Annotated in this window: 25 protein-coding genes; 14 read left to right on the top strand and 11 right to left on the bottom strand. The window is 36.1% G+C overall.

The window, feature by feature from the left end; genetic code table 11:
* Window positions 1-78 precede the first annotated feature (78 nt).
* The 3 genes from AN490_RS16095 to AN490_RS16105 all read right to left on the bottom strand — a co-directional run bounded on the left by AN490_RS16095 (window position 79) and on the right by AN490_RS16105 (window position 1,991).
* On the bottom strand, window positions 79-1,041 hold the full coding sequence (locus AN490_RS16095; protein ID WP_300005397.1) for a hydrogenase small subunit: 963 nt from the start codon (window positions 1,039-1,041) through the stop codon (window positions 79-81).
* A gap of 233 nt (window positions 1,042-1,274) precedes the next feature.
* A complete protein-coding gene (locus AN490_RS16100) occupies window positions 1,275-1,478 on the bottom strand; it encodes an RNA-binding S4 domain-containing protein (protein ID WP_300005400.1) in 204 nt (67 codons plus the stop codon).
* Between the two features lie 51 nt (window positions 1,479-1,529).
* Entirely contained in the window at window positions 1,530-1,991 is a 462-nt protein-coding gene (locus tag AN490_RS16105) for a nitrate reductase associated protein (RefSeq protein ID WP_300005403.1), read from the bottom strand.
* A 103-nt stretch (window positions 1,992-2,094) separates the two neighbouring features.
* On the opposite strand from AN490_RS16105, the gene AN490_RS16110 reads away from it, so the two are divergent.
* From AN490_RS16110 to AN490_RS16120, 3 genes are all read left to right on the top strand, one after another.
* Window positions 2,095-2,700, top strand: a complete 606-nt coding sequence (locus tag AN490_RS16110; RefSeq protein WP_300005405.1) for a molybdenum cofactor guanylyltransferase — start codon at window positions 2,095-2,097, stop codon at window positions 2,698-2,700.
* A gap of 417 nt (window positions 2,701-3,117) precedes the next feature.
* The gene (locus AN490_RS16115; protein WP_300005407.1) at window positions 3,118-3,897 is read left to right on the top strand and encodes an HpsJ family protein; all 780 of its coding nucleotides are present in this window, start codon (window positions 3,118-3,120) and stop codon (window positions 3,895-3,897) included.
* A gap of 1 nt (window position 3,898) precedes the next feature.
* Window positions 3,899-5,500: an archaeosortase/exosortase family protein gene (locus AN490_RS16120; protein WP_300005409.1), complete on the top strand. Its 1,602-nt coding sequence runs from the start codon at window positions 3,899-3,901 to the stop codon at window positions 5,498-5,500.
* A gap of 353 nt (window positions 5,501-5,853) precedes the next feature.
* Here AN490_RS16120 and AN490_RS16125 read toward each other — a convergent pair whose 3' ends face one another.
* Window positions 5,854-6,012, bottom strand: coding sequence for a hypothetical protein (locus AN490_RS16125; RefSeq protein WP_300005411.1), 159 nt, complete (start codon window positions 6,010-6,012; stop codon window positions 5,854-5,856).
* 23 nt (window positions 6,013-6,035) lie between these two features.
* Here AN490_RS16125 and AN490_RS16130 point away from each other — a divergent pair, with 23 nt between their 5' ends.
* From AN490_RS16130 to AN490_RS16145, 4 genes are all read left to right on the top strand, one after another.
* Window positions 6,036-7,016, top strand: coding sequence for a hypothetical protein (locus AN490_RS16130; RefSeq protein ID WP_300005413.1), 981 nt, complete (start codon window positions 6,036-6,038; stop codon window positions 7,014-7,016).
* Window positions 7,017-7,037: 21 nt separating this feature from the next.
* Entirely contained in the window at window positions 7,038-7,301 is a 264-nt protein-coding gene (locus AN490_RS16135; protein ID WP_213711658.1) for a hypothetical protein, read from the top strand.
* Window positions 7,302-7,309: 8 nt separating this feature from the next.
* Window positions 7,310-7,534, top strand: a complete 225-nt coding sequence (locus AN490_RS16140; RefSeq protein ID WP_300005415.1) for a hypothetical protein — start codon at window positions 7,310-7,312, stop codon at window positions 7,532-7,534.
* A 269-nt stretch (window positions 7,535-7,803) separates the two neighbouring features.
* Window positions 7,804-11,037, top strand: coding sequence for a type ISP restriction/modification enzyme (locus AN490_RS16145; protein ID WP_300005417.1), 3,234 nt, complete (start codon window positions 7,804-7,806; stop codon window positions 11,035-11,037).
* 125 nt (window positions 11,038-11,162) lie between these two features.
* Here AN490_RS16145 and cysK read toward each other — a convergent pair whose 3' ends face one another.
* On the bottom strand, window positions 11,163-12,104 hold the full coding sequence (gene cysK / locus AN490_RS16150; RefSeq protein ID WP_148761936.1) for a cysteine synthase A: 942 nt from the start codon (window positions 12,102-12,104) through the stop codon (window positions 11,163-11,165).
* Window positions 12,105-13,009: 905 nt separating this feature from the next.
* Between cysK and AN490_RS16155 the strand changes: the two genes are divergently transcribed.
* From AN490_RS16155 to AN490_RS16185, 7 genes are all read left to right on the top strand, one after another.
* Window positions 13,010-13,438, top strand: a complete 429-nt coding sequence (locus AN490_RS16155) for a hypothetical protein (RefSeq protein ID WP_168632508.1) — start codon at window positions 13,010-13,012, stop codon at window positions 13,436-13,438.
* Window positions 13,439-13,475: 37 nt separating this feature from the next.
* The gene (locus tag AN490_RS16160; RefSeq protein ID WP_015079389.1) at window positions 13,476-13,739 is read left to right on the top strand and encodes a hypothetical protein; all 264 of its coding nucleotides are present in this window, start codon (window positions 13,476-13,478) and stop codon (window positions 13,737-13,739) included.
* A gap of 2 nt (window positions 13,740-13,741) precedes the next feature.
* Window positions 13,742-14,053: a hypothetical protein gene (locus AN490_RS16165; RefSeq protein ID WP_213714999.1), complete on the top strand. Its 312-nt coding sequence runs from the start codon at window positions 13,742-13,744 to the stop codon at window positions 14,051-14,053.
* A gap of 136 nt (window positions 14,054-14,189) precedes the next feature.
* A complete protein-coding gene (locus AN490_RS16170; protein WP_015079391.1) occupies window positions 14,190-14,525 on the top strand; it encodes a hypothetical protein in 336 nt (111 codons plus the stop codon).
* Window positions 14,526-14,543: 18 nt separating this feature from the next.
* On the top strand, window positions 14,544-15,542 hold the full coding sequence (locus tag AN490_RS16175) for an LLM class flavin-dependent oxidoreductase (protein WP_300005422.1): 999 nt from the start codon (window positions 14,544-14,546) through the stop codon (window positions 15,540-15,542).
* The gene (locus tag AN490_RS16180; protein ID WP_300005424.1) at window positions 15,535-15,906 is read left to right on the top strand and encodes a hypothetical protein; all 372 of its coding nucleotides are present in this window, start codon (window positions 15,535-15,537) and stop codon (window positions 15,904-15,906) included. Before AN490_RS16175 ends, AN490_RS16180 begins: the two co-directional genes overlap by 8 nt.
* A 106-nt stretch (window positions 15,907-16,012) precedes the next feature.
* A complete protein-coding gene (locus AN490_RS16185; RefSeq protein ID WP_300005426.1) occupies window positions 16,013-16,621 on the top strand; it encodes a class I SAM-dependent methyltransferase in 609 nt (202 codons plus the stop codon).
* A gap of 782 nt (window positions 16,622-17,403) precedes the next feature.
* Here the strand turns inward: AN490_RS16185 and hypB are convergent.
* The 6 genes from hypB to AN490_RS16215 all read right to left on the bottom strand — a co-directional run bounded on the left by hypB (window position 17,404) and on the right by AN490_RS16215 (window position 21,562).
* Window positions 17,404-18,213: a hydrogenase nickel incorporation protein HypB gene (hypB, locus tag AN490_RS16190; RefSeq protein WP_300005428.1), complete on the bottom strand. Its 810-nt coding sequence runs from the start codon at window positions 18,211-18,213 to the stop codon at window positions 17,404-17,406.
* A complete protein-coding gene (gene hypA, locus AN490_RS16195; protein ID WP_300005430.1) occupies window positions 18,204-18,545 on the bottom strand; it encodes a hydrogenase maturation nickel metallochaperone HypA in 342 nt (113 codons plus the stop codon). The genes hypB and hypA overlap by 10 nt, the downstream gene beginning before the upstream one ends.
* 156 nt (window positions 18,546-18,701) lie before the next feature.
* The gene (hypE, locus tag AN490_RS16200) at window positions 18,702-19,796 is read right to left on the bottom strand and encodes a hydrogenase expression/formation protein HypE (protein WP_300005432.1); all 1,095 of its coding nucleotides are present in this window, start codon (window positions 19,794-19,796) and stop codon (window positions 18,702-18,704) included.
* Window positions 19,797-19,863: 67 nt separating this feature from the next.
* On the bottom strand, window positions 19,864-20,079 hold the full coding sequence (locus AN490_RS16205; RefSeq protein ID WP_015079398.1) for a 4-oxalocrotonate tautomerase family protein: 216 nt from the start codon (window positions 20,077-20,079) through the stop codon (window positions 19,864-19,866).
* 24 nt (window positions 20,080-20,103) lie between these two features.
* The gene (hypD, locus tag AN490_RS16210; RefSeq protein ID WP_300005434.1) at window positions 20,104-21,255 is read right to left on the bottom strand and encodes a hydrogenase formation protein HypD; all 1,152 of its coding nucleotides are present in this window, start codon (window positions 21,253-21,255) and stop codon (window positions 20,104-20,106) included.
* Between the two features lie 58 nt (window positions 21,256-21,313).
* Entirely contained in the window at window positions 21,314-21,562 is a 249-nt protein-coding gene (locus tag AN490_RS16215; protein ID WP_300005436.1) for a HypC/HybG/HupF family hydrogenase formation chaperone, read from the bottom strand.
* Window position 21,563 lies beyond the last annotated feature (1 nt).

The raw sequence follows: 21,563 nt of genomic DNA on the forward strand, positions 1-21,563 counted from the left end.
CCTACAAGGAGAGGGGAATAATTGACTCCCCCTTCCCTGGTAGGGAAGGGGGTTGGGGGGTTAGGTCTTTTTTCATGACTAAACTGTAAAAAAGTCTTCGTCTGCCCATTTTGGGGCTGTGTTTTTGGCAACAACGGTGAGGACTGCGTAATCTTTGTGGTTGACTCCTGGGGGTATTTCTTTGGGTACTCCCATGACGGTTTGGGTTTTAAAGACTGTTCCGGGTTTGAGGTCGAAAAAGGGAAATTCGGGTTCTGTACAGCCTAAACAGGGCATTCCGGCGCGGGTTTTGGAGGAGACGCGATTCCAGAGAATGCGGTTACAGGAGGCATGAGTCATGGGACCACGACAACCTAAGTCGTAAAATAGACAACCTTTGCGTTGTCCAAATTCGGTGGTTGTGGCTTTGTATGCAAAGTGAATGTTGCGGGTACAACCGGTTTCGGCGTAGGTGTTAAAGAAGGTTTGGGGACGGTGCAGTTCATCAAGAACTATATCATCAATTCGTCCAGTGGCGATTCCTACTAATATCTGCGTTATCCAGTCGGGGTGTGCGGGACAACCGGGAATATTAATCACAGGTAAGCCGGCTTGACTGACAAAATCTGAACCTAAAAAACCGCCTTCTTCCCGTTTGAGAAATTGCAGTCCTTTGGAGTCGCTGGGGTTGGGTGACATAGCGGGAATTCCTCCCCAACTTGCACAGTCTCCCACAGCCACAATAAATTTCGCAACTTTGGCTAAATCGTTTAACCAATCTTTCATGGGACGGTCGGCAAATCGGTTCCATTCTCCTGTACCATTAGGGGCGTTAACTACGCTACCTTCAAATACCAAAATATCTACAGGAATTTTACCAGAAATACAGTCCCATAAAAGGGTTTTGACGTTTTCACCTAATTCTACACCCAAGGAAGGATGCCAAAGTATTTTCATCCCGAAATCAGCCATTAAATCACAAGCTGTTGGTTCTTCGGCATTCAGAAACGACATGGTGTCACCCGAACAAGCACCACCTTGTAACCAGAGTACATTAGTCATTAGCTATGTCTTTCTATATATGTTGACAATGCACAATTAAAGAAGTTCTGTAGGGGTATAATTCCCCTTTTGAGAGGATTTACTTGTAGAGAATGACCTATTGATCAATATTTATTATTTTAAATCAAGGTGTTATTTAAAGCAATTAATTTTTTGGAAATAAAAATTAAGAATTAGCATAATTGGATGTTATGGTCAGAAAAGTAGTGAGGGCAAAATCATAGATATCGAAATTAATCAACGGTATCTGATAGTATTTCCCCAACCTTTAAAGTTTTTCCTGCTACTGTTACTTGATCATCATCTACTAATTTTCGTCCTCTGCGCGTTTCCACTACACCATTAACTTTAACCTCACCATCAACAATCATCCATTTAGCTTGACCTCCGGTAGCGGTGATACCGGAAAACTTTAAAAACTGGTCGAGTTTAATCATTTGCTTTTACCCACTACTTAAAAAGTATTATTTATAGCAATATATCAGAATTTAGGATTTTGGCAACAATTTAAATTCTTGCAAAGCCGGTAAGAAGTTTTTATTTTCATGGCTAGAACGACTCAGTTTAATCAAGGCAAAACGCTGTAAAATAGTTAAGCTTGCCCATGCCTCAGTTGTGATGATCACACCTATTTCCTGGGCTTTTGCGTGAATACTGCTGGGAATAGCGGTATTATCCATCCATGCTGGATGAGTTTCAATGGGTAATTCGGCTACCGATTTACCAGTGAGTTGCAATACCAACTCTTGAATATAATGTCTGTAATCATGAATTTGACCATCTGTATCGCAAGGTAATATCGCTAAATTTTGACGTGATTCTTGATTCATCTGATTCCATTCTGCTAATTTTAGCTTAATACCGCAAGTGTCTAATTTATAGCGCACTTGCATAGGAATACAACGCCAGGAATCAACAAAATCTGCTTCAAATTCAAAAAAAATTGTCATAAAACTGATGATAATGATATTTATAAATTATAGATTTATATAATAATTGTAAACAATTTATGAGAAAATACAGTTAATTTTTATTAAATAGAATCCAAACATTATGAATATTGATTTAAAGCGTGATGTTACTACTATTGTTTTAGCAGGTGGTAAAAGCACTCGTATGGGTAGAGATAAGGCTTTAATTCCCATGGTCGGTGTCCCCATGTTGCAATTAATTTGTACTATTGCTGAAGCTTGCACTGATAAAGTTTATATCGTCACTCCCTGGCCAGAACGTTATCAAGAATTGCTAACACCTAAAAGTCAATTTATTCCAGAAGTTCCTTTACCTGGGGAAACTGGAAATGAACCACGCACTCATGGACCACTTGTAGGTTTTATACAAGGTTTAGCAGCAGTAAAAACAAATTGGGTTCTATTATTAGCTTGTGATTTACCAAATTTGCGGCTAGAAATATTACAAGATTGGATATCTAAATTAGATACAATTCCCGAAAATAAAATGGCGGCTTTAGTCCAAAATAATCAAATCTGGCAACCTCTATGTGGTTTTTATCGCCGTCGTTGTTTACCGGAATTAAATCAGTATGTTGAAGAAGGTGGACGTTCTTTTCAGCAGTGGTTAAAGTCTTATTCCGTAGAAGTATTACCTTTGGAAGATTCACAAATGTTATTTAATTTTAACAAGAATATCCCCGAATAATAAAACCTAGGTATATAAGTAGACCCTAACAATACTGTAGCCAAGAAAATAGGATGAAGAGAGGGCTGATGTAGTAGAGTTATTGACAAGGTATTGATGCTATGTTAGAACTGGTAAGTTATTTTTACTGCATGGCTACAGTATTGTTTTATGTTATTTAATTTCCTTGATTATACTCAAGATAGCTGAATCGTTTGCTTCTATAGAGGTAGGAATTTAGCAATGCTAAACCCCTACACATCTGGATTTTTCGTAATCTTGTAAAAATTCAAATCTCAGCCGTCATGAGGATAAATTCCAGTAAATTGCAGGTAAATGAGGTACAAATTTTAATCACAAAGCCTTGCACTTAAAGGGCTTTACCGCTGATAGCTGTTGTAATTATCAACTTTGCATTGAAAAGGAACATTAAGATCGATGAATTTTAGAGATATCAAAGAAAATATTGGTTATTTTATTTTCTCTTCTGTCAAGAACTTCAGGGCATTTTTCGGTCTAGTTAACTGGGAAGGTCTTTTATCAAATACTAGTGACTTGACTGGTCTATTACCAATTATTGGCTATGGAATTGTGATGATGTCATTCATAGATTTTATCTATGTGATTGTCCCACCTCAACTCCAAAACCCTGAATGGGAACTCAATGCCATTAGTCTCCTCACTCAGCATAGTTGGGTTTTTTTGATTGGCTTAGGGTTGATTTTTACTCGTTACTTTCGTGACAATAAAAATGATATCCGCTTCCTAGAAATTGTTTTTTTGAGATTTATCCGCTGGGTGATTCTGCTCATGGGAATCGCCTTTTTTGCCTTAATTCCCCTGACTTTATTAAATACGCAACGAGTCCTAAAAGTGGTCAATGATCAAATCACCGAACAGAGAAATAACCGTGTTGAACAAATAACCCAAATCGAAAAGCGTCTTGCTTCAGGGGTTAGCGCAGAACAGATCAAGCTGTTCGCTAAAAATATCAACATGAGTCCAGATGACTTAAAGTTACCAACTCCTCAGCTTAAAAATACAATTCAAAAAAACTTAGCCAGTGCAAAAAAGACAGTCTCCCAAGAAGCAGCCCTAAACCAGCGAGGGCAGTGGAAGAATAGATGGAAAAGTAGCTTGAGAACAGTTATTGCTCTCCTAATTATTGGTGTTACCTTTGTGATTGTTTGGCTTCAAATAGGACGGGCTTGTATTTAGAATGTTGAAAACGATATTAGCAATGACAGGTAAAATAGAAAAGTTTAGGGAAGTTAATTTTCTGAATTATACTTTCTTCATTCTATTTATTTTTGGGTTAGTAACTTCAACTCACCTAACACTCTATTGGCGAGTTGAACAAAATGCTAACGATTGGTTCTTTCAACTATTGTTATATGCAAGTGTCATATTCCACATTTACGAGAGACGGAATAACCTTGCTTTCGTCAGCCAGTTTCCTGCTAATTTTGTTGGTTGTTGTTTAATTATTATTCCCTACATCAATGCAAAATTTTCAGTTCAAGAAATCTCTATTTTTTGGTACTTTCTCCCCTTAGTTAGTGCCATTGGTTTGACTTTATTAGCATCAGGATTTCAGGGAATTAAACAATTTAAGCGAGAATTAGCAGTAATTGCTATATTTCCCTTGATTTTCGTCTTTGTCAAATTATTGGGAATGCTGATTCGGATTACGGTAATCTCCGCCAAACTTACTTCTTATCTTTTATGGTACTTGGGCTTTAATTCCGCTACTCAAGGCTCTCTTGTTTCTGTTAATAATGGGGTAATTGATATTTTATCAGAATGCACGGCGATACCACTTTTAATCATGCTATTAAAATTTTCTTTCGTGCTGGCCATTCTTTTTCCCTCTTATCTGAAAAATATTTATTTGCCTTTTATTCTTTCAGTGCTTATTAGTGTTATTCTGTCCGTGATCCGATTGGTTATTATAGCACTAGTGGTGACAGATAAACCTGCATTTAGTTATTGGCATGGTTCTCAAGGTGGTGATATTTTTGCTTTACTTTCGTTCCTATCCTTTGGGGCAGTGATTCTTTTCCTATCACCCAGTCAAATTCCATCGTCACTGACAAAAGCCCCCCCTCAAAAGTCTCAGCCAGTATCCTGGTTAATTGTACTAACAGGTATCGGTTTGATCATCATTTTATTTAATTTTTGTATCCATCCCAGCGCGGGCTTGAGTGAAACCGCCGTCTATCGTTTTCCGTCACAAATTCCTCTCCCTGGTTGGCAATTCATGGCTAGTGAACCTCTATCTTTATCGTCAAAGCAACTAGCCCAGGAGAATAATCGTCCTCTACTAAACACAGATATCGAAACCGATAAGACGAAGGATATCTTGTTAGGACAAATTTATCATTACCAAAAAGCCGGTCAGGGCTTAACTGCTAACTTTTACTATGTCCCTTCTAGCTTAGGTGATGTCAAAGAATACTATCAGCAATTTAGTTATCTACCTAATTTACCTAAGCTGATAAAGCCCGTTGAAAAAGTGAACCTCAAAGGTGATCATTTAGAGTTTTTTGATCAACAAAACCGCTATTTGACGGCCTGCATTAATTCCCTGGGAAAAAGTACAGTGACAATATCTCAATTCACTGCCCATTTTTATCGTCCTTATCTAAATCCCTCTCAATGGTTGAATCTATTGAACGGTAAACAAACTTTCCGTGACCGTCGCTGTATCTGGGGGCAACTTTCGTTAACTAAGGCTGATACTAGTGATGTTGAATTAGAAACTGCTTGGCAGGCTTTATTATCTTATTGGCAGAGTAATTTTCCTAAGTTGAAACTCTAGTAATTAGACATCTCCAAAAATTAAATATGCGTGACCCACTTAATGAGTGGGTTTTTTGTTGTGGTTTTAATTTTATGGCAATTTTGATAACTGCTAGATAAATCACGAATTTGAGGATAGAAAGGCAACTCCTTTTATTGGTAAATTCACTCTAGATTTTTATAACCCAATTGTTTTATATTAGAGAGCATTAATGTTATTGCCTTCTCATGTAGTTCACCTCCAAATGAGAGCGTAGCCTGGCGTAAGCCGTATTCACAAGTCTAATAGCGAAATTAGCCCGCCTCCGAATGAATTCGGAGTCTCATAGCGAAAGTCGTCTAAAGACGACTAAAAGAAAATTCTAGTCCGTTTTAACGGACTTTAGTTATTAGCCCTGATACCGAAGCGTGGCGTAAGCCATACTTTAGTTCAGGGCGGGGGTTATATCTAGAACGAAATTGGGGAATTTGTATCAACTCGAAAACTGCGTAAATCGGCTTAGTTAATAACCCTAATATATGGGTGATCATAACTCCATTCCCCAGGCAAATTTATGACTTCTAGTATTACAGATTCATTTGTGAAAGCTGCTATTGCGTCCATATCTTCAGAGTCAGCAACAACAGCCGAAAAAATCCAAATGCTGATAGAAATAGCACAAGGTTTTCAAAAAAAGCCGAAAACAGCCCAAGATTTACATAATGCAATTGGGCTATTTGACCGCGCTTATCAAATGTGTGGGGATGACTATGTTTTACTGAAAGCACGGGCTAAGGTGGGCATGGCAGGGACATTACAGATGATTCCTGATGGGGGTTCTCAATTTTTGCAACAAGCGCGGACAGATTATCAGGAAGCTTTGCCCATTTTACAACAATTTGCCACAGCGGAAGAAGTGGCAGAAGTGCAGATGAATTTGGGGTTAGTTTTCCAATCTTTAGTTCCCTATAATTTAGCGCGGATAACTGAGAGTATTCATGCTTATCATGAGGCTTTGCGGGTGTTTACTTGGGAAGATTACCCCCAGGAATATGCGATTTTACATAATAACATAGCGATCGCTTATCTTTCCATGCCCATGTCGTCGGCACAGGAATCTTTGCGTCAAGGTTTAGCGGTTCAGTCTTTTGAAATTGCCCTCAAGCATATTAACATAATTGACCATCCTAGAGAGTATGCAATGTTGCAAAATAATTTAGGAAATGCTTTACAATATTTAGTAAGTTCTCATCCTATCGAAAATAATTTACGGGCTGTTTTAGCTTACAATGAAGCTTTAAAAGTGCGTAATTTGCAAGATACACCGTTAGAATATGCGAATACAATTTCTAACAAAGCTAACCTTCTCTTCAACTTACCTGACGACCCCGAAAAACCAGAATTAGGGAATCCCCAAAATCTCTTAAAAGCAGAAGAATACTATCAAGAAGCTTGGCGAATATTTACAGAACATCAGCAATTAGAACAAGCCGAAATAGTAGCCAAAGCCCTCCAAGATTTAACTGCGGAAATTCAAGCATTTTCATTAAATTAAACCCTAAATAGGAGAATATCTATGTTTGAATTAGTAAATGATCCAGTATTTCTCAAATTTCTGCATAGTTTAAATACAGAATTAAATCTCACTACAGGATTTACTTGGTTAATCATTGCTGTGATTTTATCAATGATTGGTGGTGCAATAGGAGGAATTATCCTTGCGGGTAAAGATATCGGATACCAATTTGCAGCCATAATTGGTAGTTTATTTGCACCAGCAGGGGTAATTCCTGCGGTAATTTTAGGGTTATTTATCCTGAATTTATTAGCCAATCATTAGGAGCATATATGTTAGCATTAACTTGGTTTTCTATTCAGTTATTTTTCAAGGGTAAACTATTCCGTGACCCTATATATTTTCTGCGTCAAATTATAATTGCTAGTGGTATTGGTACGATTATATTAGTATTATTAGCACAAGCATCAATTCCCCTTTGTATTCCCATTGGTGTGGCTAGTTTGACTACAGGTGCAATTATGCCTTTTTTGTTGCAAGATTTTAGAATGAAATGATTTACAGTAGGTTGGGTTGACCCCAGGAAACCCAACATAATCATAATGTAAATTCACATTTGGATTTTTCGATAAACAAGTAGGTTTGGTTGACCCAGGAAACCCAACATGATCATAATATAAATTCACATTTGGGTTTTCCGATAAACAAGTAGGTTACAACATTTTCAGGAATTTGTTGGGTTTCGCTGTCGCTTAACCCAACCTACAAATATATTACGATTATATGCTATTATGAAAAGAAGATTAATAAATAATTTCCAGGGATTATGTCTGATTTTAATAACTATATCCAATATCTACAAGAAAATATTAAACGCGGTGGAGAACGCAGTCATTACCCCGGTCTAAAACGTCTAATTGAGGATTTAATGATTGGTATTAATGCCAGAATTGAAGAAAAAGGCAACCAAGCGGGAATCCCTGATTTAACTATCAGAAAAAATGATCGGATTTTGGGATATATAGAAGCTAAAGATATTGATATTGATTTAGGTAAAATCCAAAAAACTGCACAAATCAAACGTTATTTAGAATCAAACATTGGTTATAACTTGATTTTAACTAATTATCTAGAATTTCATTGGTATGTAGACGGAGAATGTGAAAAAACTGCTAAATTAGCTAATTTAGAACAAGGTGAAATTATTCTAGTTAATGATTTACAACCTATCAAAGAATTACTACAATCATTTCTCAATCAAAAAGCCAAAGATATTAACAATTATTATGATTTGGCTAAGGAAATGGCAGCTTATACTAAAACTATTAGAAACGCAATTCAATCATCTTTAGAAATAGAAACAACTACAGAAGAATTAAATCAATTAAAATCAACATTTAAGAAATTACTACTTTTAGATATAGATAATGATAAATTTGCAGATATGTATGCCCAAACTATTGCTTATGGGTTATTTACTGCGAAAATTGGTCATGCACAAAACCCTGGACAATTTGCATTTAATCGCACTACAGCCAGTATTTATATTAGTGATAGAATCCCTTTTTTAAAAGGGTTATTTGATTTGGTTTTAGGAACTGATAGCGTTAGTAAAATTCACAAATCAATTGAAAATTTAATAGACTTATTTAACACAATAGACATGACCAATATTTTAGAAAACTTTGGTCAGGAAACCCGCACAGAAGACCCAGTTATTCACTTTTATGAAACATTTTTAGCCGCTTATGAATCTTCATTAAGGAAAAGTAGAGGAGTTTATTATACTCCTGAACCTGTAGTTAATTTTATTGTTCGTGCTGTTGATGATATTTTAGATCAAGTCTTTGATTTAGAATATGGTTTAGGAAATCGCAAAGTTACAATTCTTGACCCCGCAACAGGAACAGGAACATTTTTATATGCAGTTATTAAACAAATTCGTGATAATTTTGCTAAATTTGATATCCGTCAATGGAATAATTTTTTAAGAGGTGCAAGACTTTTAAACCGTCTATTTGGATTTGAATTATTAATGACTCCCTATACTATAGCGCATTTAAAATTAGGTTTATTATTAGGAGATTTAGGTTATAAATTTGTACCAGAGGAAAGATTGAAAGTTTATTTAACCAATGCGTTAGAAGCAGGAATAAAGGAAGGTGATTTAATTCCTGGTATTACTCAAATAATAGCCGAAGAATCCAGTCAAGCAGGAAAAGTGAAAACAGAAATTCCGGTCATGGTGGTATTAGGAAATCCTCCTTATTCTGTCAGTTCTGAAAATGCTAGTAAACGCAAAAGAGTTTTAAATCAAGATGAAAGATATTTAGCAGATGTTGAATATACTGGTTCAGCTTGGAATCGGATTTACAAAACAGGAAAAGCGGGTAAAACCATTACGGAATTAACCCACATTGGCGAACTTTTAGAATTATATAAAGGTAGAGTCAGGTTAGAAAAAGAAAAGAATATTCAACCTTTAGATGATGATTATATTAAATTTATTCGTTTTGCTCAATATCAAATTCAAAAAACACCTCAAGGTTATGGTATCATTGGTTTTATTACTAATCATTCCTATCTCAATGGTTTAATTCATCGAGGTATGAGGGAAGAATTATTAAAGTATTTTGATACTTTATATATCATGGATTTACATGGTAATTCTTTATTAAAAGAAACTACACCAGAGGGAAATGTTGATCAAAATGTTTTTGATATTCAACAAGGTGTATCTATTTTAATTGCTGTGCGCGAAAAAAGCGAACCTGATTATTTTTTTACGGCTTATAAATCCAGAGACGGAATGAAGGAAATGGCTAAGGTGTTATATTATGATCTGTGGGGAAGTCGTGAAGATAAATATAAGTTTTTAGAATCTGCAAGTTTAGATAGTGTTGATTGGATAGAGTTACAACCAACTGAACCTAATTACTTTTTTGCACCGAAAGATTTTGATTTAGCAACGGAATATAATCAAGGATGCTTAATTAGCGATATATTTATAATTAATTCCAGTGGTTTTACTACTCATAGAGATAACTTTGCAATAGATTTTGATAGAGATATAATTAAAAAAAGAATACGTGATTTAATGTCTGAAAATTTATCTAATGATTATTTGCAAGAATTATATAGTATTCATGATAGTAGAGATTGGAATTTAGCTGAAGCACGAAAACAAGTTAGAAAAAATCTCAACTGGGAAAATGATTTAATTTCTTGTTTGTATCGTCCTTTTGATAAGCGTTTCTGTTATTTAAGTACAGTAGCAATGGATTTTCCGCGTCCACCATTGAAACAGCATCTAATACAAGATAATCTGAGTTTATTATGTAATCGTCAGCTTTCTATTATGGGGTGGAGACATATTTTTGTTACTAACTCAGTTCCTGAAATCTGTTCTATTTCGTCAGCAAGTAGAGAAAGGACTTATGTTTTTCCTCTCTACACATACCCAAATACAGAAAATGATCAAACAAATCTTTTTCTGGAAAAAACTCCCAACCTATCCCCAAAATTCCTAGAAGCTATCAAAGAAAAACTCGGTAAAATACCAACTCCAGAAAAAATATTTTACTATGCTTATGCTATATTTCACAGTCCTACATACCGCACTAGATATGCTGAATTTCTAAAGATAGATTTTCCGCGTCTTCCCTTAACAAGTAATCAAAAACTCTTTCATGAATTAGCTATCAAAGGAGAAGAATTAGTTAATTTACATTTAATGAAATCTGATAAACTCAATACCTTAATCACAACATACCAAGCAATAGGAGATAATCAAATTAGCGAAGTTACCTATAATTCCGAATTGCAAAGAGTGTATATCAATAAAGAAAGCTATTTTACCAATATTCCTCCACATATTTGGGAATTTAAAATAGGAGGATATCAAGTATTAGATAAATGGTTAAAAGACCGAAAAAATGCTAATAGAAAATTATCTATTGAAGAAATTAACCATTATCAAAAAATTGTCATTGCTTTAACAGCAACTTTACAACTAATGCAGGAGATTGATAGAATTATTCCAGGTTTCCCCATAGAGTGATGAGATTTTGAGTCAACATCCTATAAATCCTTAAATCCTGTAAATCCTGATATGGCTACGCCACGCTATGCTATCAGACAAAAATTATGTTGGGTTTCCTTGCGTCAACCCAACCTACGAAATGTTTAACTCATTAAATCTTGAAACATGGCGGTACTTAAATAGCGTTCACCAAAGGAAGGTTGAATCATTACTATTAATTTACCAGCATTTTCTGGACGTTTACCTACTTCAATAGCAGCAGCTAAAGCCGCACCAGAAGATATTCCTGATAATAACCCTTCTTCCCTGGCTAATCTCCGTCCATAGTCCATTGCTGCTGCGTCCTCAACTTGAATTATTTCATCAATTAGATCTTGACGCAAAACATCAGGAATAAATCCCGCACCAATACCTTGAATTTTGTGAGAACCTGCTTTACCACCTGATAGAATCGGACTATTACTAGGTTCAACTGCAATCACTTGAAAACTTGGTTTGCGTTGTTTAATTACTTCAGCAATACCAGTAATTGTGCCGCCCGTTCCTACCCCAGAAATTAAGATATCAACTTCTCCGTCTGTATCTGCCCAAATTTCTTCAGCGGTGGTTTCTCGGTGAATTTTCGGGTTAGCTGGGTTAGCAAATTGTTGCAACATAAAAGCATTGGGAGTATTAGCAACAATTTCTTCAGCTTTGTTAATTGCTCCCCGCATTCCTTGAGTACCAGGTGTTAATTCCAAACTGGCACCATAAGCCCGCAACATGGCGCGTCTTTCTTGGCTCATGGTTTCTGGCATGGTTAGAATTAACTTGTAGCCACGGGCGGCTGCTACCATTGCTAAGGCGATACCTGTGTTACCAGATGTGGGTTCGACTAAAATGGTTTTGTCCGGTGAAATTAAACCTTCAGCTTCAGCGGAAAGAATCATACTCACGCCAATTCTGTCTTTTACAGAGGCAGCAGGATTCATGCTTTCTAATTTGACAACTATCCTAGCTACCACTCCCTCGGCTTGGGGAATTTTATTCAACTGAATTAATGGAGTTTTCCCAATAAGTTCTGTTACGTCTTTAGCAATTCGCATTTATTCAACCCTAAAATTTATATATTAATCTATTTTGGTTAAGTATTTATCTGATTGAGTTTTGATATCAGCCATAGCCATTTTAGCATCATCTCTGTCTATTCCCACAAGAAAATATTCCTAATTGTTAATACCTTCGCCAAATTGAAAAAAGTCTTGATTCCTAGGTTGGGTTGTTCGCGTGAGTGTTGCGGAGCAATAGCATGAAACCCAACATGAGCGTTGGGTTGCGCTGTCGCTTAACCCAACCTACAAAAATGGTGAAGGTATTGATTGTTGAAAATAATACTGTTCTACCTTTCTTAGAATATCTTAATTTTGTTTCTGAGTTATTCAAGATATCTTAGGTCTAGCCTTGTCATGATATCCTGTGATTTGAGTACAGTTTGTACTTGTGAATCTTCCTTTCAAAATATCTCAAACCAATAGCCCATCTTCGTTTGAGTTTGAGTACAAAATCCCCCGTCCCTTCCCTCAAAAATGCTAGTACCCCACTCAATAAATACTAGCACCCCTACACCAAATATTTTTTTTAATGTTTACACAGTCAGGATTACAGGCTGTGAGTATTGTCGTAATCATCTTAATAATATTAATTGGCATCCCTTAAAGCTGAGACCAGAAAGGCAACTGATATAAACGATATAGGATTTACGCAGAGATTCCCCTCTACCCCCCGAAGTTCCTAAGATGAAAGTCTGACGAATCAGGGGGGACTTCTTAACTCCTATATCTCTCAAGATTCATCTAAATACTATCTGTATTCCTCCATACAGAAAGGACATAATTTTATTTTTGAGGAGATTTTGATCAGCATATTTTGAATAACAAAAAGGTGCAAAAATCAATCTAATAGAAATTTTATTTCTATCTAGGTAATCTATACCTGGCAATGGAGAATAAATATGAAAGTCAAACTTTTAAATGTGCTTACCGTAAGTTTGGTAACTTTAGCATTAATTTCTCCAGGGGTAGTAGTATTTGCTATAGTTTGGGGACAACATAGAGAGTTCGTTAAAACACAGAATTTATCCTGTGAATTGCCGAAAATAAATATAGCATCTCCTCAATTAGTTCCCCAACAAAAAATTATCAATACTCAGCCATCTTTAGTCAAGGTTAAATTATCTAACAATAACTTTCTACATCAATTAAAAATTGCTGCAAGAAAATATAAATTAGCAACAATTTTGCAATGGATATTTTTAATCACACCGATTTGTACTGGTATAGGAATTATCGCTTATGACAGATATCTTGTCTATCGTGCTGCTGTATTAAAAGAACACATTGCCATCTTAGAAAGAATGTGGCAACAAAGCATCGAACAGTAATTTTTCAAGTTAATCATTCACCATAAACTAAATTATCATGACAGACGAACGCCAAACACAGTATTTTAATTTAATTGATGAACTTCTCCAATGTCCTAATGGTCAAGAACCAGAAGTTTTGGAAGCACAACCGGAATTAATTGACTCTGGTTTAGTGCAAGCAATGTTACAAGTAGCCACAATGTTTGCTCATCAAGGTAATCAAGATGGAGCGCAATTTTTATTTTTTGTTGCTAAACAATTAGCAAAAGAATTAGGTTTATATCCTGAAGTTTCTAATCAAGTTGTCACTCAGGAGTAATGATGCTATTGACTTCAACTGATGCTGGAAAAATATCATTAGAATTTCTTTTGGCAGATTGGAATATTGCTGATGATTATAGAGATTGGTTTACAGTGATTAATTCTCGATTAATGGGTGAGAGTTGGTACATTGTAGAATTGGGTGTAGAGGGATTACCTGATAAATGGTTTATGCAGGTTTATGACACAGGAGTTTGTGACCCTAACTATACTTTTATTTCTCCAATCTCTGGTGCAGAAGGATATACCGATTTGAAAAGTCTACCAGATATTATTGCTGATGTTTTAGTAGCAGAACGTAATTCTCGATAAAAACTTGAGATATTTAGATCCCCGACTTCTTAAAGAAGTCGGGGATCTGGTATTTTATTATTAATTTTGTCAGATTTAAATGACAATTATATGTTATACTAAATAGAGTTATGGAAGCTACAGAAGAATCAGTCAAATGATTACTGAAGACATCCTAGCCCAAGAATTTATTAGAGTCGTAAATGACTATTATCCCTCCGTGGGAGAACTTTTAGAAGGCTGCCACGTGAAAGTTATCACTTGCTTTTGGGGACGACCTGCAAAACGGTTTCGATATATAGGAATTTATTGTCGAGAAGACATGATGCCCTGTATTCAAGCCAAAAAAGAAATCCTCAGAGAATTAGCCGAAAATATGGGGTTAATTCAAGTAGTTTGTTTCAATGCTAAACGATTGCTACGTGACCCTATGTCGAAGTTAAAACAGTCTGAACCTCGATTATGGTTGGAGTTGCAATTAATGGCAGCCTAATCTGATATTTGGTCAACAATGAAAACAGGACTTTTCTGCAATTACGAAAATCATCACCTAGATGCTAGACGGACTATTTTTGAGCAAGTTTTATTGGTAAAAGAGGCTGAAACTTTAGGTTTTGAAGAAGCTTGGGTAACAGAACATCATTTTAATGAGTTCAATCTCAGTTCTTCAATTTTGCTGTTATTGGCACATTTGGCAGGTGTGACTTCGCAAATTCGTCTAGGAACTGCCGCTGTATTATTGCCATTTCATCAGCCGATTCGCGTGGCTGAAGATATTGCTACGTTGGACAATCTTTGTAGTGGTAGGCTGGCTTTTGGGGTAGCTAAAGGTGGACCTTTTCCGCAGCAAAATAAACATTTTGGGGTGACAACTCAGGAATCTCGCAGCAGAATGTTAGAGTCAGTGGCATTGATTCAAAAGCTTTTATATGAGACTAACGTATCATTTAATGGCCAATATTATCAATGCGAAAATCTCACAATTCATCCCCAACCATTGCAAAAACCAATTCCCATATATGTTGCTAGTGGTGACAATGATGCAATTGAATTTGCTGCGAAAAATTCTTTTGGTTTAATGGGTGGTCCGCCTTTTTCTCTGGAAAGATTGCAGAAGACAGTCAATAAATATCGGGAATTTAATTCCAGTGGTGCAGATAAGTTTCTGTTAGCGCGGTTCTTTTTTGTGGGTAAAACTCATGATGAAGCGGTAAATGAAGCATTGCCTTTTATTCGCCATTTCAGCAAAGAAATGACAGCTAACTCAACTCAAGTAATGCAGAAAAGTCCTCAACAACCAGCATTTGATCGGACAAATATCTGTTTCGATGAAGACTATTTGATTGAGAATTCAATTATCGGTGATGTTAACGGTTGTCGTGACAAAATCAAGAAATTTCAGGACGAATTAGATCTCAGCACACTAGCGTTAAAACCCTCATCTTTTTCTTTGCAAAAAAATCGAGAAAGTTTGCAACGCTACAATCAAGAGGTGCGGAATTATGTCTAAACTTTCTTTGCTTCCTCCCGATGATTTACCTCCGACTAAGGTAACAAAAGAGGATGGTATTCTCCATTTGGAGTTGGAACAATCTATAGGTAGATGCTTTTTCTATGCGTGCGATCGCATTACCCAAGTATTACTATCTAATTGTCAGTGGTACATGACCACAGATAAGACTACTTTGATGTTAATTGTAGACTGTCCCGATATAGTTGCTTATTGGCACATAGTCAGCAATATTCCCCAATTGGGAAATAGACTGGAAAGATTTACTAAAAATGCCAAAATTCGCGTTTATCCTCCTTTTGGTAAAGGATCACCCTTTGAAATTGGAGTGAACGAGATTTCAGCTTATCGAGATTGGTTGTAAGTCCTAAATTATATTTTAATCACTATCAGATCCCCGACTTCTCAAAGAAGTCGGGGATCTATCATCTATCTTGTTATAATAAAATCAACACAAAAATATAGCAGCCATGATTAGTAACTTTGTTAATAATAAAAAAGAATTATTTGACCGTTGGGCAAATAGTTATGATTGGGCATTTCCTTCTTTTATTTATCAAGCAATCCATAAAAGATTACTTACAAAAGTTGAATTATCACCTCATGCAAATATTTTAGATTTAGGTTGTGGAACAGGTAGATTATTAGATAGATTGGCAAAACAGTTTCCAGAAATCACAGGAACAGGTTTAGATTTATCTCCCCAAATGTTGCGGGTAGCGAGGCAAAATAACCGTCATCGTCCCCGACTAATTTATCTTGAAGGTAATGCGGAAAATCTCCCCTTTGCTGAGGGACAATTTGATGCAGTTTTTAATACTATCAGCTTCTTGCATTATCCCCAACCAGAACAGGTTTTAAATGAAGTAGCAAGGATACTTTCTCCTAGTGGTAAGTTTTATTTAGTAGACATTACTTTTAATAACTCATCACCATGTCAAATTACGCCCCATTCTCCCACAGGAATTAGGTTTTATAGTCAGAAACAAAGAGAAGAAATGGGTAATAATGCTGGATTAACTTGTGTAGGTCATTATGACTTATTAGGATTTGTATTATTAACGGTTTTTCAGAAATAATCTTTGTAGGGTGCGTCTTGCAATTCTTGCAATTAACCTGATTACTCAAAGCTAATTTCACCTTTTAGGTTGATGCTTTGGCTGTCGCAGAAGATCCCCTTGCAATTAACCTGATTAGTCAAAGCTAATTTCACCTTATTTGTATCTATCTAATAGCCAAATATTTTCAAGGCGGTCGCCTATATACAACCGTTTTATAGTTTGTTTCTATCGTTTTTGTGTCTGATGTTTCTACGTATAGCAAAGCTAACTAATAAAATAGTTGTATTCACTTTTAAATACACGCTTCAGAACATTGCTACATATATAAATATGTATAATTATGCTATTATAGGCATATATACTCCGAACTAAGTTCTTACCACGTATGGTATAAAGTTCGGGCTAGTTACCTACCCAATTAAGAGTTAGGCGCAAAGGTTTAATGTTCGCTATTTTTGGTTGTCTGTGGGCCGTTCCCTTTCGACTTCTTAATAATGGCATTGATTTTAAAAGTCGTCAAGTGCCTGTTACAGTCTTGCAATTAACCTGATTACTCAAAGCTAATTTCACCTGCCGTATCCCAGATAGTAAGCTGTGTAAAGCTTTCAGATGATGATTGCGCGGATCTCTTTTTTTTCTTGGTTTTGGGAATTTTATTTTCCACTGAATTCGGTGAAATAAAAATTACTGTAATGGGAGCATATTGCTCCCTTGCTTAATCCTGTGTAAATTAAATGCAAAACAGCTTACTAGCGTAAACTAGCCCAAGTTTTGATTAGTTTATCAAAAGAAAATTGCAATTAAACAGAAACCACAACCTTACTAAACAAAAACCCATACCACTCATCTAACCCTTCCCCAGTAGTAGCAGAAACTTGGAAAATTTGGATTTTGGGATTTACCTGTTTTGCATATTCAATACAGCGTTGAACATCGAATTGTAAATATGGAAGTAAATCAATTTTTGTCAAAATCATGATTTCACTATTGCGGAAAATATGAGGATATTTAATTGGTTTATCTTCTCCTTCTGTCACTGATAAAATTACAACCTTAGCAGCTTCTCCCAAGTCAAATAAAGCGGGACAAACCAAATTTCCGACATTTTCAATCATCACCACAGAATTAAGAGGCGGATTCAATTCTTGCAAACCCCTTTCTATCATTGATGCGTCTAAATGACAGCCTGTACCCGTGTTAATTTGCACGACTTTACAACCTGTCTGCTTAATCTTTTCCGCATCATTGGTAGTTTCTTGATCACCTTCAATCACGCTAATAGTTAATTTATCTTTTAAATCATTAATAGTCCGAGTTAATAATGTGGTTTTTCCCGCACCGGGAGAACTCATTAAATTCAAAGCCAGAATATTTCGACCTTTAAACCAGCCGCGATTTTGAGCAGCTAATAAGTTGTTTTTACCTAAAATTTCTTGTTCTAAAGATATTGTTGTATTATGAATTTTAGCATGAATTTGGGGTGCTTCTTCATGGTGATGAGTATGGGTAATTACAGTCCCATCTGCTAAAGTATGGGTATGATGATCTGCATTTTCCATATTTGTAATTGTCGTTTGATTATCGTCAGAACAACCGCAAGTTACACACATAATTCCTCTACTTCAATTTCTTTGATTTTTAATTTTTCACCAGCTATGATATCTAATTGCACACTACCACATTGACAAATTCCAAAAGGTTTATCTATCGGAAAGATTGTCCTACATTGACGACATTTAGCCATTCCGGGTATTTCTAATATTTCTAATATTGCCCCTTCGACTATTGTACCTTGGGCGCAAATATCAAAACAAAATTTAATGGCATCTGGCATAATCGCTGATAATTTGCCAATTTCTAATAATACTCTTTGGACTTTTTTATTTTGGGCGTTTTCGCTAACTATGGCGATGATGTTTTGGGTGATTCCTAATTCGTGCATATACTTTTTTTAAACGAACCACAGAGGCACAGAGGACACAGAGAAAAGAAGTGAATTTGTAGGTTGGGTTAAGCGATAGCGCAACCCAACAAAACCGTAAAAATGTTGGAAGCGTTGGGTTTATTTTGTCAACTCAACCTACGTAATTTATAGATTTTAACATATTCTTGGCAGTTGATCTCCTACTAGCATATCTATGATTCTTTCTGCACCAAAGGCGGTTTTTAAGAGGACTATTCCTGGTGGTGTGGGAATAATTTCACCTATGATAGATGCTTGTTTTCCTGTGGGGTGGTTTTGCATTGTTGCTAAAATTAAATCGGCTTTTTCTGGAGGTGCAACTATGACTAATTTTCCTTCGTTGGCTAAATATAATGGTTCTAAACCTAAGATTTCACATACTCCATTTACTTCTTCTCTGATAGGAATTGCGTTTTCATTAATGCGTATTCCTACGTTTGCTGTGTGGGCAAATTCGTTTAATACTGTGGCTAAACCTCCTCTGGTTGCGTCTCTCATGGCGTGAATTTGCGGGCAAACTTTGATAATTTCGGCGACTAATTCATGTAATGGTTGACAGTCGCTTTCTATATCTGTTTCTAATGCTAATTCTCCTCTGGCAATTAATATTGCTGTGCCATGATTGCCAATTTCACCGTTAATAATTACTACGTCTCCTGGTTGAATGTTGCGGGGAGAAATATCAATGTTTGGGGGAATTATGCCAATTCCGGTAGTATTAATAAATAGTTTGTCAGCACAACCACGATTCACAACTTTTGTGTCTCCTGTGACTATTTGCACTCCGGCTGCTGCTGCTGCTTTTTGCATACTGGCAACTACACGGCGTAATGTTTCTATTGGTAAACCTTCTTCTAAAATAACGCTACAGGTAAGATATAAAGGTTTTGCACCACTCACGGCTAAATCATTAATTGTGCCATTTATGGCTAATTCTCCTATGTCTGAACCAGGGAAAAATAAGGGGTCTACTACATAGGAATCTGTGGTAAATGCTAATCTGTTTCCATATTGGGAAAGATTGGCTAAATCAAATGTTGCTTGGTCTTCTAATTGGGAAAGAATGGGATTATCAAAACTTTTAACAAAGATATCATCTATTAAATCTCTCATAGCTTTACCACCGCTACCATGGGATAAGTTAATATGAGTATCTCTTACCTTTCCTTGACGACGACGGATTTGTTCAATTTTTTGGAAAAGGGGATTTTGATGAGAGTTGATTGTCATTTTAAAATTGCTTTGTAATTATATTTTTTCTTGTGGGACAGGCAAGATGCCTGTCATTATTAATTAATTACCTACCCGTTTCTTCATGTCTACCATTATGTTTATCGTAATGTAAAACGCCACCAACTGCCCAATCTTCCCGTTCAAATTCATCAATATGAATAGTTATCCATTCGGGTTTTGTTCCTAAGGCAGAAACTAAAGCGTCAGTTACAGCTTTAACTAATTTTCGCTTTTTTTCTATGGAGTGACCTTTACCAATTTGGACAGTTACAAAAGGCATATAATTTTCCTTAAATTGTGCAATTTAGACTGATATAGGTTCGGTTGATACACCTGATTTATCTCTTTTTGCCATAGTTGAAAGTCGCCCATATTTGTAATATGCCGCACAAGCACCTTCGGAGGAAACCATACAAGTTCCTATGGGTGTTTCCGGTGTGCAAGCTGTTCCAAATACTTTACATTGCCAAGGTTTTAAAACTCCTTTGAGAATTTCTCCACATTGACAAGCTTTATGATCTGCTACTTTTAAATTAGGAATTGTAAATTTAGCTTCTGCATCAAATTGGGCATATTCTTCACGGATTTTAAAACCAGAATTGGGGATTTCTCCTAAACCTCTCCATGCAAATTTTTCACGGACTGCAAACACTTTATTTATGGCTGTTAAGGCGTTTTGATTTCCCCTAGGTTCTACTAAGCGATTATATTGATTTTCGACTTGGCAACGATTTTCTACTATTTGTTTTAATAACATCCAAATTGATTGGAAGATATCTAATGGTTCAAAGCCAGAAATAACGATGGGTTTATGATATTTTTGGGCAATAAATTCATAAGGTTCTGTGCCTATGACCATACTTACATGACCAGGACCAACAAAACCATCAAGTTGTAAATCGGGATTTTCTAATAATGCTTCTAATGCAGGAATTACTAATACATGATTGGAAAACATACTAAAGTTAGTAATATTTTCTGCGGCTGCTTGGAGGATGGTAAATGCTGTACTGGGGGCGGTGGTTTCAAAGCCTAAACCAAAGAAGATGATTTCTTTATGGGGGTTTTCTTTGGCTATTTTCAGGCTGTCTAAGGGTGAATAAACCATGCGAATATCTGCACCTTGGGCTTTGGCTTGTAATAAGCTGGTTTTTGCACCGGGTACGCGCATTGCGTCGCCAAATGTGGTAAATATGATGTTGGGTAGTTGACAGAGTGCGATCGCATCATCTATTCTCCCTTTAGGCATTACGCAAACTGGACAACCAGGACCATGAATTAGTTCAATATTATCGGGTAATATTTCTTCAATTCCATATTTAAAAATAGCATGAGTATGTCCTCCACATACTTCCATTATTTTTAAATGTCTGTCTATTTTTTGGCTGAGTTTGGCGATTTCTTGTTGTAAGGATTGGGCTTTTTCTGGGTTACGAAATTCGTCTACATATTTCATAATTTTTGTTTCGCGCAAAGGCGCAAAGGTGCAAAGACGCAAAGGAATAAAGGAGATTTTAAGTATAAGATTGGGCTATTTCTTGCAATAATTGTAATGTTTCTGCGGCTTCTTGTTCGTTGATTCTGTTCATGGCAAAACCGACGTGAACTAATACCCAATCTCCTATACAAGTTTCTGGGGGGTGTTGTTCGTCTACTATACAGGCTATGTTTATTTGGCGTTTGACTCCTCCAATATTAACTATGGCTAGTTTATGTTCTGGGTTGGTTATTTCTGTTATTTGTCCGGGTATTCCTAAGCACATT

This window comes from Anabaena sp. AL09, from assembly GCF_001672255.1.
GTDB classification, from domain to species: Bacteria; Cyanobacteriota; Cyanobacteriia; order Cyanobacteriales; family Nostocaceae; genus Dolichospermum; species Dolichospermum lemmermannii.

What these genes read in the sequence shown, in the direction of transcription:
- AN490_RS16155 (WP_168632508.1), top strand. Translation starts at nt 13,010, where the DNA reads ATGAAAGTCAAACTTTTAAATGTGCTTACCGTAAGTTTGGTAACTTTA.
- AN490_RS16145 (WP_300005417.1), top strand. Translation starts at nt 7,804, where the DNA reads ATGTCTGATTTTAATAACTATATCCAATATCTACAAGAAAATATTAAA.
- AN490_RS16095 (WP_300005397.1), bottom strand. Translation starts at nt 1,041, where the DNA reads ATGACTAATGTACTCTGGTTACAAGGTGGTGCTTGTTCGGGTGACACC.
- AN490_RS16160 (WP_015079389.1), top strand. Translation starts at nt 13,476, where the DNA reads ATGACAGACGAACGCCAAACACAGTATTTTAATTTAATTGATGAACTT.
- AN490_RS16205 (WP_015079398.1), bottom strand. Translation starts at nt 20,079, where the DNA reads ATGCCTTTTGTAACTGTCCAAATTGGTAAAGGTCACTCCATAGAAAAA.
- AN490_RS16125 (WP_300005411.1), bottom strand. Translation starts at nt 6,012, where the DNA reads ATGATCACCCATATATTAGGGTTATTAACTAAGCCGATTTACGCAGTT.
- AN490_RS16135 (WP_213711658.1), top strand. Translation starts at nt 7,038, where the DNA reads ATGTTTGAATTAGTAAATGATCCAGTATTTCTCAAATTTCTGCATAGT.
- AN490_RS16120 (WP_300005409.1), top strand. Translation starts at nt 3,899, where the DNA reads ATGTTGAAAACGATATTAGCAATGACAGGTAAAATAGAAAAGTTTAGG.
- hypA (WP_300005430.1), bottom strand. Translation starts at nt 18,545, where the DNA reads ATGCACGAATTAGGAATCACCCAAAACATCATCGCCATAGTTAGCGAA.
- AN490_RS16105 (WP_300005403.1), bottom strand. Translation starts at nt 1,991, where the DNA reads ATGACAATTTTTTTTGAATTTGAAGCAGATTTTGTTGATTCCTGGCGT.
- AN490_RS16100 (WP_300005400.1), bottom strand. Translation starts at nt 1,478, where the DNA reads ATGATTAAACTCGACCAGTTTTTAAAGTTTTCCGGTATCACCGCTACC.
- AN490_RS16165 (WP_213714999.1), top strand. Translation starts at nt 13,742, where the DNA reads ATGCTATTGACTTCAACTGATGCTGGAAAAATATCATTAGAATTTCTT.
- AN490_RS16115 (WP_300005407.1), top strand. Translation starts at nt 3,118, where the DNA reads ATGAATTTTAGAGATATCAAAGAAAATATTGGTTATTTTATTTTCTCT.
- cysK (WP_148761936.1), bottom strand. Translation starts at nt 12,104, where the DNA reads ATGCGAATTGCTAAAGACGTAACAGAACTTATTGGGAAAACTCCATTA.
- AN490_RS16175 (WP_300005422.1), top strand. Translation starts at nt 14,544, where the DNA reads ATGAAAACAGGACTTTTCTGCAATTACGAAAATCATCACCTAGATGCT.
- AN490_RS16185 (WP_300005426.1), top strand. Translation starts at nt 16,013, where the DNA reads ATGATTAGTAACTTTGTTAATAATAAAAAAGAATTATTTGACCGTTGG.
- AN490_RS16215 (WP_300005436.1), bottom strand. Translation starts at nt 21,562, where the DNA reads ATGTGCTTAGGAATACCCGGACAAATAACAGAAATAACCAACCCAGAA.
- AN490_RS16110 (WP_300005405.1), top strand. Translation starts at nt 2,095, where the DNA reads ATGAATATTGATTTAAAGCGTGATGTTACTACTATTGTTTTAGCAGGT.
- AN490_RS16140 (WP_300005415.1), top strand. Translation starts at nt 7,310, where the DNA reads ATGTTAGCATTAACTTGGTTTTCTATTCAGTTATTTTTCAAGGGTAAA.
- hypB (WP_300005428.1), bottom strand. Translation starts at nt 18,213, where the DNA reads ATGTGTGTAACTTGCGGTTGTTCTGACGATAATCAAACGACAATTACA.
- AN490_RS16180 (WP_300005424.1), top strand. Translation starts at nt 15,535, where the DNA reads ATGTCTAAACTTTCTTTGCTTCCTCCCGATGATTTACCTCCGACTAAG.
- hypD (WP_300005434.1), bottom strand. Translation starts at nt 21,255, where the DNA reads ATGAAATATGTAGACGAATTTCGTAACCCAGAAAAAGCCCAATCCTTA.
- AN490_RS16130 (WP_300005413.1), top strand. Translation starts at nt 6,036, where the DNA reads ATGACTTCTAGTATTACAGATTCATTTGTGAAAGCTGCTATTGCGTCC.
- AN490_RS16170 (WP_015079391.1), top strand. Translation starts at nt 14,190, where the DNA reads ATGATTACTGAAGACATCCTAGCCCAAGAATTTATTAGAGTCGTAAAT.
- hypE (WP_300005432.1), bottom strand. Translation starts at nt 19,796, where the DNA reads ATGACAATCAACTCTCATCAAAATCCCCTTTTCCAAAAAATTGAACAA.